Origin of the sequence: Alteribacter aurantiacus DSM 18675 (assembly GCF_000429705.1) — a bacterium.
GTDB lineage: Bacteria > Bacillota > Bacilli > Bacillales > Salisediminibacteriaceae > Alteribacter > Alteribacter aurantiacus.
Genome location: NZ_AUCJ01000010.1, coordinates 17,079 through 28,568 on the forward strand (window position 1 = coordinate 17,079; position 11,490 = coordinate 28,568).

Genomic DNA, 11,490 nt, shown 5'->3' on the forward strand with positions numbered 1-11,490 from the left:
TCCCTTATTTGTAGTACGTGATGACATATTTGAGGGAGGCGAAAGCGTTCGAACAGCTTGGGCGTTGCGCGTTGCCGTCTTAAAGAAGTTTGAAGATCGGGTGTTTAACTTCTCTTCTGAAGAGGTAAAGTCACTGTACTCTTTCTCCATTGATTCCGTCATTGCTAGATCGAACCAATGGACCTTTAACGTTATGAGAGAAAGAGCGTTTACGAACGGTTGAGGTAATCGAGGTCGCTTGGGCAATTGACGTATTCATGACCTGATTGTAAGTACAAATGAAATCCGACGGAGTTTGACAAAAAGTTTTATATTTTTTCTGTCACTTTAGAAGGATATTGAATCGGGGATGAAGAATATTACACACATAACCGAAAGGAGGAGTTTGCTTATGAATTACAACATTCGTGGTGAAAACGTAGAGGTGACTCCCGCACTAAGGGAATACGTAGAAAAAAAGGTAGGCAAACTTGAACGATATTTTGATCAGACTCCATCATCAGATGTACACGTAAAACTCCAAGTTCTCAACAATGACCAACGTGTCGAGGTAACGATTCCAATGCCAAAGCTCTTGCTTCGTGCAGAGGAAACTCACAATGACATGTACGCGGCTATTGACCTCGTTCTTGAAAAACTCGAGCGTCAAATCCGTAAGCATAAAACAAAAGTAAACCGCAAGTTCCGACAAGACGACAGCTTGAAGTACATGTTCAAAAATGAACTCGAGCCAACTCTTGGAGAAAACCCAGTACCAGATGAGCCGCAATTTGAAGATGACGATATTGATATTGTCCGTACAAAGCGTTTTGATTTGAAGCCGATGGACGCTGAAGAGGCCGTTCTTCAGATGGACATGCTTGGACACAATTTCTTCGTATTCTCAAACTCTGTAAACGGCGGTACCAATGTTGTATACAAACGTAAAGACGGAAAGTACGGCCTGATTGAAGCAGAATAATCAGGATTGACTCTTTAAAATAAATAAATCGAAAGCCGGCGTCCTTGATTGATCGGGACGTCGGCTTTTTCACGTCTTTTAGAGGGGACCTATGTGAAAGAATGAGACTACTAAAAAAGCAGCACACGACTTTTTAAGTGGTTAAATTAAGTGGTTAAATTGAATGCGAATGTCTCCACTCGGATACAAGCATGTTTTGAGAAACCAACTTGTATCAGTCTTTTAAAAGTAGGGTGTTTTCGTATAGATTGTTGCTTTTTATTATTTTCTTCATCACTTAGAATTTTTGTTGAAGCATACGGGCCCTTCGCTTTCCGTGGCGGTGCTAGCAAGCCGGTAGAAATATCCTGCTTCTTCCTCTGCAAGTAACGCTTCGTAGTGATCTGCGTCGAAGCAACTCGCAGAAAACTCACGATGCAAACAGTAGTCTCGAGCCCTTCTGCTTCAATTTTTCTTGTATAAAAGCAACAATACTTCCGAAAATAGCTTAAAAGTAATAATCGTTTCACACATAGCTTTAAAAGCACTGAAAAAAGTAAAGATTGAACTTTTCCAATGCATTTGGAAAACATTTTCTGGGGTCTGACCCTCTGTTACTCCTTTCACAATCCTGGTCTGTCGGGGGATCTTCTTGTAAGGGGTCTTGGAAACTGATAAAATGAATGATAACTGTCAGAAGACTTGTACGATCAGAATCCTGACGATAACATCATGGGATATCCCATTGGAATATACGAAAAGGGAGCAATGTCCAATGCTAGGCTTACTGAAAAAAGTAATCGGTGATACTGATGCACGCCAAATTAAAAAGTGGCAGAAGACGGTTGACCAAATTGAAGAGCTCGGCGAAAGTATGAAAAAGCTTTCGGACGAGGATTTACGAAGAAAAACAGATGAATTTAAAAAGCGCCATCAAGAAGATGGTGAATCTCTCGATGACTTGTTACCAGAAGCATTTGCTGTAGTGCGCGAAGGATCTACCCGTGCCCTCGGTATGCGTCACTTCCGTGTGCAGCTCCTTGGAGGCGTATGTCTTCACCAAGGGGACATCGCTGAGATGAAAACCGGTGAAGGTAAAACGCTTGTGGCGACACTACCTGTTTATTTAAATGCGATTACTGGAAAAGGCGTTCACGTTGTAACGGTAAACGAATACCTTGCTCGCCGTGACTCCACAGAGATGGGTAAACTTTACGAGTTTCTTGGTCTTACGGTCGGTCTTAACGTAAACGGCATGAGTAAAGACGAAAAGCGTGAAGCATACCAATGTGATGTCCTTTACGCAACAAACAACGAACTAGGCTTTGACTATCTTAGAGACAACATGGTTCTTTACAAGAAGCAGATGGTTCAACGTCCGCTGCACTTTGCCATTGTCGATGAAGTGGACTCCATTTTAATTGATGAAGCCCGTACGCCGTTGATCATCTCTGGTTCTGCAGAGAAATCAACGCAGCTTTATACAGTAGCGAACTCCTTTGTGCGCATGCTTAAAGAGGAAGAAGACTACACGTACGATGAAAAAACAAAGAATGTACAAATGACGGATGACGGTGTTAGTAAAGCCGAACGTTCCTTTAACATCAATAACTTGTTTGATCAGTCTCACGTACAATTGAATCACCACATTAATCAAGCACTAAAGGCCCACGTTGTGATGAAACGTGATGAAGATTATGTGGTAGATGATGGTGACGTGGCGATTATCGACCAATTTACAGGTCGTATGATGAAGGGCCGCCGATACAGTGACGGTCTTCACCAAGCGATTGAAGCGAAGGAAGGCCTTGAAATCAAGCGGGAAAGCATGACGATGGCCTCCATTACGTTCCAGAACTACTTCCGTATGTACAATAAGCTTGCCGGTATGACTGGTACGGCGAAAACAGAGGAAGAAGAGTTCCGTAACATTTACAACATGAATGTCATTGCTATGCCTACAAACGAGCCGATCGCTCGTGAAGACAAGTCTGATTTGATCTACAAGACGATGGACGCGAAGTACAAAGCGATTGTTGAAAAGATTAAAGAGCTACATGAAAAAGGACAGCCTGTTCTTGTGGGTACCGTGAGCGTGGATACGTCTGAACTTATTTCACGTCTACTCACAAAGCGAGGCGTTCGACACAACGTATTGAACGCGAAAAACCACGCTCGAGAAGCGGAGATCATTGAGAATGCCGGTCAGCCAAAAGGTGTTACAATTGCCACCAACATGGCCGGTCGTGGTACGGACATTAAACTAGGTCAAGGTGTAAAAGAACTTGGGGGACTTTACGTACTCGGTACAGAACGCCACGAGTCTCGCCGTATCGACAACCAGCTTCGTGGACGTTCCGGTCGTCAAGGTGACCCAGGTATGTCTCAGTTTTACTTGTCCTTGGAAGACGTGTTGATGCGCCGATTTGGTAGTGAAAACATGCGTAACCTTATGGACAAAATCGGTCTTGAAGAGGATCAACCGATTGAAAGTAAACTTGTATCCCGTGCTGTTGAGCAGGCGCAAAAACGAGTAGAAGGAAACAACTTCGATGCTCGTAAGCAGTTGCTTCAATATGACGATGTAATGCGTGAGCAACGTGACATCATTTATGAACAACGAAACCAAGTACTTGATTCAGAGAACTTGCGTGAAGTTGTTGAAAAAATGATCGAATCCACAATTGAACGTAACGTTCAACTTTACACGCCGGCGGATGAGGTGCCTGAGGACTGGAACCTTCAAGGAATTGTCGATTACATTAACGCGACTGTGTTAAACGACAATGAAATTGAACTGAAAGACCTAAAGCCTCTCGAGCCTGAAGAGATGGTTGAACTGATTGTAGATCGTGCAAAAGAAGAGTACGACAAGCGTGAAGCGGAGTTCACACCTGAACGTATGCGTGAATTTGAAAAAGTTATTCTCCTTCGTACGGTTGATTCGAAGTGGACAAGTCACATTGACCAAATGGATCAGCTTCGTCAAGGAATTCACCTACGTGCGTATGGACAAAACGATCCTCTTCGCGAATACAAATTTGAAGGGTTCGAGATGTTTGAACAAATGGTTGCTTCTATTGAAGAGAACGTCACGCGCTATGTGATGAATGCTCAAGTGGAAGCGAACCTTGAACGTAAGCCAGTGGCTGAAGGGAAACCGGTCCACCGAAGTGCAAGTAGCCCAACCCAAAAAGAAAAGCAGAAAAAAGTTCCGTTCAAAAAGTCACCTGAAGTCGGACGTAATGATTCATGTCCTTGTGGATCGGGTAAAAAGTACAAGAACTGCTGTCAAAAAGAATTAGGATAAGAAAGTAGTCCTTTTCTCTACGCTTTAAATAGAAACCCATCAATGGTAACAAACCAAAGCAATAAAAATAAGGCAGCCGGTGCTCACAATGATCACCGGCTGCCTATACTAATGAGGTGTTCGTACATGGAAATGTCAGATATCAGAAACGAACTTTCAACTATGGCTAAGCGATTAGCGGACTTCAGGGGGTCTCTTTGACCTGGAAAACAAAGAGACTCGCGTAGCCGAACTTGACGAACTTATGTCTGAGCCAGGCTTTTGGGATAGTCAAAATGAAGCCCAAAAAGTGATTGATGAAAGTAACCAGCTTAAAGAAGGTGTAGAAACATACCGGAAGCTGGAAGGGATATTTGAAGATCTTGAAGTATCCTATGAGCTGGTAAAAGAAGAAGGCGACGATGAGTTGTTGGATGACTTGGTAGATGGGGTAAAAGATCTTGGTGAAAAATTGAACCAATTCGAACTTCAACTTCTATTAAGTGAACCTTACGACAAGAACAACGCCATTCTGGAATTGCACCCGGGTGCAGGGGGGACCGAATCTCAAGACTGGGCTTCTATGCTCCTTCGTATGTACACCCGTTGGGCAGAAGGAAATGGATTCAAGGTTGAAACGATGGACTACCTCCCAGGTGAGGAAGCTGGTGTGAAAAGCGTGACCCTTTTAATTAAAGGTCATAACGCATATGGTTACCTGAAAGCTGAAAAAGGTGTCCACCGTTTAGTCCGTATTTCTCCATTCGATTCATCGGGACGCCGTCACACGTCGTTTGTATCCTGTGATGTTGTACCGGAATTAAATGATGATGTAAGTGAAGTAAGCGTGAGCCCAGACGAATTAAAGATCGATACGTATCGTGCTAGTGGTGCCGGTGGTCAGCATATTAACACAACGGACTCGGCTGTAAGGATTACGCACTTGCCGACGAATACCGTCGTAACGTGTCAATCGGAACGTTCGCAAATCAAGAACCGGGACCAGGCGATGAAAATGCTTAAAGGGAAATTGTTGCAGTTGAAGATTGAGCAGCAACAAAAAGAACTCGATGAAATTCGTGGTGAACAATCGGATATCGGCTGGGGAAGCCAAATCCGTTCATACGTGTTCCACCCGTATAACATGGTGAAAGATCACCGTACGAACCATGAAACCGGAAATACCCAAGCGGTAATGGATGGAGATCTTGGTACGTTCATCGATGCTTATTTGCGTTCGAAAATCGATTAATCACATTCTCATGCGACCTTGGAAGACTCGATCTTCCGAGGTCGTTTTTGTATGCTGTTTTACCATGTGCTGAGACTTTGACATTCATTTAATGCGCCTCGTTAAAGCGTCACCGCAGTCTCGTTTACAGCCTTTGGAACCGGTGATATACTACTTGAGTCTTTGCTTGATACATGGTTCACAAATGGTGTGGATACGGAAGTCGGGCTCAGTGAAAGCTAAATGACATACATACTTTCCTCTTTTAAAGTCATGATAGCTCAATTTATTAGAAACAGGTGAACACAATGATGAAAGCCATGAAACGGAGAAAAGATCAGCAGCCTATGAATCCAATTAGCAGAATTCTTTATGAATTCGCGCACGTGCTTGTTGGATCGGCGATTGTAGCAATTAGCTTTAACATTTTTCTACTACCAAACCGTATCGCTTCTGGTGGGGTAGCAGGTATCTCCACCTTGGTAGAAGCGACATTCGGTTTTGAACCGGCATTTACACAGTGGGCTTTTAACATTCCTTTATTTATAGCGGGTGTACTTCTATTGGGCGGAAGTATTACCGGAAGTTTACTTTATGGCCTCAAGACATTAACTGGAACGATTTTTTTACCCGCAGTCGTCTTGATGACAAGACACTGGGAGCCAGCAACACTAGATCCCCTTTTAGCAGCGATTTTTGGTGGAATCGGTGTGGGTCTTGGCTTGGGAATCGTGTTCAGATCGAATTCTTCAACCGGAGGGACTGATCTTGCGGCACAAATTGTCAATAAGTACACAGGCTTGACCCTTGGAGCATGTGTGTTTTTGATGGATGGTCTCGTTGTTTTGTCTGCTGCCGTTGTATTTGGTTTTGAATTTGCTTTATATGCGTTAATCGGTTTATTTGCCACAGGGAAAACGATTGACCTTGTTCAAACGGGCATCGGATATTCAAAAATGGCGATTATTATTTCCGATTACGAAGAAGAAGTGCGTCAAGGTCTTCTCACTCAAGTGGACCGGGGAGTGACAAAACTCCATGGATACGGTGGTTATACGAACCATGAGCGCCCGGTTTTGATGTGTGTGGTGGGACGTAACGAAGTCACAAAATTGAAACAAACGGTTCAAACCATTGACCCCCATGCATTTGTGATTGTAAGCAATGCGTCGGAGGTACTTGGGGAGGGTTTCAATAAGGGGTAATTCGGTTATAATATCTAGGAAGGTTATCTAGAAAAACCTACCATATTACATTCAGCAGAGCAGGAGGGTTTACATGAAGAAATGGCTTATTGCAACATTAGGTGCTGTCATGGTTCTATCAGCATGTGGTGGCGGAGATGACGACACGACACCGGTAGATGAGGGCGGAGACGACGATGTAGAAGAAGTTGAAGAAGATGATACAGAAGAAACAGCAGGAGATGGAGAGTATGACCTTGCTGCTGGAGAAGAAGTGTACGAGCAGAACTGTTTATCCTGTCATGGGCAAAACGGTGAAGGTGCATCCGGGCCAGGAATTGCAGGAATGGATATTGATTCTGTAAGAACGGCCATTGAAGAAGGTCCAGGTAGCATGCCAGATGGACTTGTAGATGGTGACGAAGCAGATAACGTATCTGCATGGGTTGCCGATCAATAAAACATAACAAAAACAGCTGATTCCCTCAGCTGTTTTTTGTTTGAGCAAAATGAACGGTCGGCGTGATTTCAACTTACACGAAGTTCACTTATTACCTAAAAATACCTTAAAAACATCCTCTTATACCTAGTTATTTTGAATTGTTTTTAAGAAAGTTCGGAAAGGTCTTTCTTATTGAAAAGATCTTACGTATACTCAACACCGTTGTAAAAAAACAAGAGAGGAGGCACTAGGTCTTATTCATATGAATATCTCATATGACGGTTTACGACAGGATTTGAAACAAAACTGTAACCTAAATTAACTTAAAAGTGATAATTAAGATGATATAATGTTTAATTGTAGAACTAGAACGATTTTTGACTAAAGTTTTGAATATGACAATAAATTCACAAATAATTCGACACTATTATACAGGGCTACTAAATGAAGACGAGCTTGTCTGACACCATAGAGAATTTTTAATCTGGGAAGTGATATTTTGATTACGATGAAAGAAGTGTGGAAGACCTATCCTAACGGCGTGATGGCCATTAATGGCATTGACATACATATCGACAAAAGTGAATTTGTTTATGTAGTTGGACCGAGTGGTGCGGGTAAATCCACTTTTATTAAACTGATGTACAGAGAAGAAAAGCCGACACGCGGCACAATCAAGATCGGTGATGAAGAACTTTCGAAAATAAAAGAGCGGCACATACCGCTCCTAAGAAGAAAGATCGGCGTGGTCTTTCAAGATTTCAAGCTTCTTCCCTCCCTTAGCGTGTATGAAAATGTTGCATTTGCACTTGAAGTTATTGAAGAAAGCAAGGCGAATATTCGCAAACGTGTGATGCAAGTTCTCGATATTGTTCGTCTTAAAAACAAAGCACGATTTCTTCCTCACGAACTCTCAGGAGGGGAACAACAGCGTGTTGCGATTGCAAGGGCGATTGTGAACAACCCATCTGTTTTAATTGCTGATGAGCCTACGGGAAACCTCGATCCGGAAACTTCTTGGGAAATCATGAAAATTCTCGAAGAAATCAATGATCGTGGAACCACTATAGTCATGGCTACCCACAATAAAGAAATTGTAAACACCATGCGAAAACGAGTCATTGCCATTGAAGGCGGACGAGTTGCTCGTGACGATGCAAAGGGGGGCTACGGTTATGAAAGGTAGAACCCTTGGCCGTCATGTAAAAGAAGGCGGAAAGAACTTAGTAAGAAACGGTTGGATGACGTTTGCGTCTATTAGTGCTGTAACGATCATGCTTTTCGTAGTAGGGGCATTCTTACTTCTCATCATGAATATTAACGAATTTGCGGATTCTTTGGAAGATGATGTAGAAGTACGGGTCTTTATTGATCTGACAGCCGACGAAGAAAATCAGTCGGAACTGGAGACGGAGATCCAAGATATTGATATGGTTCAGACGGTCGACTTTGTAGCGAAAGAAGACGGTTTAGAGAGCCTTATTACAAGCTTCGGTGATCAAGGGACTTACCTTGAATCGTTAAGAGAAGAGAACCCGTTGAATGACGTGTTTGTTGTGCAAGCGCAAGACCCTCAACAAACACAGGTACTTGCAGAAGAGATTCAGACCTTGAGTTACGTGGATGACGTAGAGTACGGGGCTGATATTGTAGAGCAATTGTTCTCAGTGACGAACATTATGCGATATGCAGGCATTGTCCTAATTGTAGGATTAATGTTCACAGCCATGTTCCTCATTGCGAATACAATTAAAATTACCATTATTGCAAGAAAAAGAGAAATACAGATTATGAAATTAGTAGGAGCTACAAACGGATTTATCCGTTGGCCGTTCTTTGTGGAAGGCCTACTGCTCGGTGTCTTAGGTGCAATCATCCCGATCAGTGCTTTAAGTTACGGCTACGTAAAGCTAGTGGAAGTTGTACAAGGTACACCAGAACTTTCTTTCCTGACCATGACCCCACCTAATCCGCTAATTCTACAAATGGGCGGTTTGCTTCTTGGGATCGGAGCTTTCATTGGGATATGGGGAAGCATGATGAGCGTACGTAAGTTCCTTAAAGTTTAGCAAAGGCTACTTTTTAGCTAACTGGTCTTACTTTAAAAAAAGAAATGAAGCCGCGTGCTTAAAACTTCTGTGGCAACCACGGAAAGTTTGGGCGCGCAGGGTTCAATCATTTCCTTGTATTTGATAGAAAATTGATGAAATGAAGTTTAATAGAGTAAAAGAAACAGAAAATTATTGTCTATTTCCGTGGAAATAAAACGAGATAGCAGGGTTGAGGGGGAGTTTTTTCGATGAATCGCAGATTGGGACTCGTTTCATTAGCATGTTTGCTTGCGGCGTCGACATTATTCGGTCAAAACATGTGGACGGTAGCTGAAGCAAATACAGGTGACGAATTAAAAGAACGTATTGAACAAAGTCAGCGTGAGCAAGAAGAAAAGCAAGGTCAAGCAGAGGAAACAGAAGAAGAACTTGCTGAAGTTGAAGAGGAAATCAACGAACTTCATGAAGAAATTCGTGAGTTGGATGAAGAAACGCAAAAAACAAATGAAAAAATCAATAATAAACAAGGTGAAATCGATCAAACGAATGAAAACATTGAGGATCTTCGAGATGATATCATTGAACTTCAAGAACGTATTGAAGAACGTGATGAATTGCTAAAAGATCGTGTGAACTCTATGTATAAAAACGGCGGAACGGTAAACTACCTTGATGTTCTATTGGGAGCTCAAAACTTCGGAGACCTTATTGAGCGTATCAACGCGTTAAGTACTATTTCTCGTCAAGATCGAAACATCTTAGAGCAACATATTGCAGATAAGCAAGCGTTGGAAGATGCAAAGATCGAGCTTGAAACGGAGCTTGAAAACCTGGAAAACCAGATGGCTGAGCTTGAAAACCTTCGAGCGGAACTTGAAGCTCAATCAAAAGAAAAAGATCGTCTTGTGGGCTCTCTTGAAGAAAAAGGTGCTCAGCTAAAAGACGAGATTGTTTCTCTTGAAGAAGAGCAGTCTATTTTAGCCGCACAAGAAGCGGCCGCGAAAGAAGAGCTTGTAGATTGGGAAGAAGAACAGCGCCGTCTTGAAGAAGAGCGAAAAGCGGAAGAGGAACGTCAACGTAAAGCTGAAGAAGAGCGTAAGCGTCAAGAAGAAGCAGATCGCAAAGCCGCAGAAGAAGAAGAAAAAGAAAAAGCTGCAGCCGCAGCTGCTTCGGCCTCTTCAAACTCGAACAGCTCAAGCAGTTCAAATAGCTCAAATAGCTCAAGCAGCTCTTCAGGAAGCTCAACTTCGAGTAATTCTAGTTCTGGAAGCAGTCCGGATCGATCAAGTTCTCCATCAGCTGCAGCACCGAGCGATTCAGGTGGAACGATGATGAGACCGGCTACTGGACGAGTGACGAGTGAATACGGCCCGCGTTGGGGACGCGTACACCACGGTATTGATATCGGACAAGGTGGTCGTTCAAACGTACCTATTGTGGCGGCCGACTCAGGGACAGTCATCTCTGCTCGCTATATGAACGGATACGGAAATACGGTTATGGTCACTCATAACGTTAATGGTCAAACGATTACTACGTTATACGCGCACTTGGATTCAATAAATGTTTCAGCTGGTCAGTCTGTTAGTCGTGGACAACAGGTAGGGATTATGGGGAACACAGGAGTTTCAACTGGTCCTCACCTTCACTTTGAAGTGCACGAAGGCGGATGGAACGCTGCGAAATCAAACTCGGTTGATCCGAGAAAATACGTAAACTTTTAAACACAACCCAATCAATGTGAGTCGATAGAAAACTCCAATTAAATCTAAGTAACCACATCTTTGCTAGGACAAGCTAGCAAGGATGTGGTTTTTGTTTTATGAAGAAAGGGCAAATAGAACAATCTATATTATATTAGGATGATGGTAACGGAAAGGGGAGGGTTGAGGTGTCAATCGTTATCCCAGGAGTGATCGGGCTTTTAAGTATGATTCTCATGGTCTATATACATGTGCTCATTGAAAGAGTCTATCGCCAAAGGGAGAAAACGTTAGTTGTCCTTCACTTTCCAAACCTTATGTTTACTTGGTTGATGTATGGGGTGACGTACATAACGGTTAACGGTTTTGTGTTTAATGGTCTTCGTGAGCGAGGGAGAAAAGAGGTGTTATTGGAAGCATTCATTGATTCTGCTTCATTTATCGTTATTGCTTATGTTGTGATCGCTCCTTTTCTTAGGAAATATCTTAGAAGGTATTATCCAATGAAAGGGACAAATCTGGTGTATTTAAAGGTGAAGAATAATGAAAAAAAGAGAAATACGAATACATGATTCTTTCTTTTGCACGCATAATAAAAAGAGTTTTTAAGAGAAATGAAGTAGAACAATTTAATATGGATTCCATATTTG

The 11,490-nt window shown here is 42.6% G+C and carries 9 protein-coding genes; all 9 read left to right on the forward strand.

The window, feature by feature from the left end:
- The first annotated feature begins 391 nt into the window (after window positions 1–391).
- The 9 genes from hpf to G476_RS0100160 all read left to right on the forward strand — a co-directional run bounded on the left by hpf (window position 392) and on the right by G476_RS0100160 (window position 11,412).
- Complete coding sequence (hpf, locus tag G476_RS0100115) at window positions 392–961, forward strand: ribosome hibernation-promoting factor, HPF/YfiA family (RefSeq protein WP_026688313.1); 570 nt, start codon at window positions 392–394, stop codon at window positions 959–961.
- 754 nt (window positions 962–1,715) lie between these two features.
- Window positions 1,716–4,250: a preprotein translocase subunit SecA gene (gene secA, locus G476_RS0100125; RefSeq protein ID WP_026688315.1), complete on the forward strand. Its 2,535-nt coding sequence runs from the start codon at window positions 1,716–1,718 to the stop codon at window positions 4,248–4,250.
- A gap of 126 nt (window positions 4,251–4,376) precedes the next feature.
- Window positions 4,377–5,481, forward strand: a protein-coding gene (gene prfB / locus G476_RS0100130; RefSeq protein WP_156906478.1) for a peptide chain release factor 2 whose coding sequence is annotated in 2 segments (ribosomal slippage) — window positions 4,377–4,448 and window positions 4,450–5,481 — 1,104 coding nt in all. Because the reading frame shifts where the segments join, the coding sequence is not laid out codon by codon here.
- Between the two features lie 326 nt (window positions 5,482–5,807).
- Entirely contained in the window at window positions 5,808–6,665 is an 858-nt protein-coding gene (locus tag G476_RS0100135) for a YitT family protein (protein ID WP_245579620.1), read from the forward strand.
- A 73-nt stretch (window positions 6,666–6,738) separates the two neighbouring features.
- Window positions 6,739–7,104 (forward strand): c-type cytochrome, encoded by a 366-nt coding sequence (locus G476_RS0100140; RefSeq protein WP_026688318.1) that lies wholly within the window; start codon window positions 6,739–6,741, stop codon window positions 7,102–7,104.
- A 481-nt stretch (window positions 7,105–7,585) separates the two neighbouring features.
- Window positions 7,586–8,272 (forward strand): cell division ATP-binding protein FtsE, encoded by a 687-nt coding sequence (gene ftsE / locus G476_RS0100145; RefSeq protein WP_026688319.1) that lies wholly within the window; start codon window positions 7,586–7,588, stop codon window positions 8,270–8,272.
- Window positions 8,262–9,155 carry a permease-like cell division protein FtsX gene (ftsX, locus tag G476_RS0100150; protein ID WP_026688320.1) on the forward strand — a complete coding sequence of 298 codons (894 nt, stop codon included), beginning with the start codon at window positions 8,262–8,264 and terminating at the stop codon, window positions 9,153–9,155. The genes ftsE and ftsX overlap by 11 nt, the downstream gene beginning before the upstream one ends.
- Before the next feature lie 230 nt (window positions 9,156–9,385).
- Window positions 9,386–10,861 carry a murein hydrolase activator EnvC family protein gene (locus G476_RS0100155; RefSeq protein WP_026688321.1) on the forward strand — a complete coding sequence of 492 codons (1,476 nt, stop codon included), beginning with the start codon at window positions 9,386–9,388 and terminating at the stop codon, window positions 10,859–10,861.
- A gap of 167 nt (window positions 10,862–11,028) precedes the next feature.
- Window positions 11,029–11,412, forward strand: coding sequence for a hypothetical protein (locus G476_RS0100160; RefSeq protein WP_026688322.1), 384 nt, complete (start codon window positions 11,029–11,031; stop codon window positions 11,410–11,412).
- Window positions 11,413–11,490: the final 78 nt, after the last annotated feature.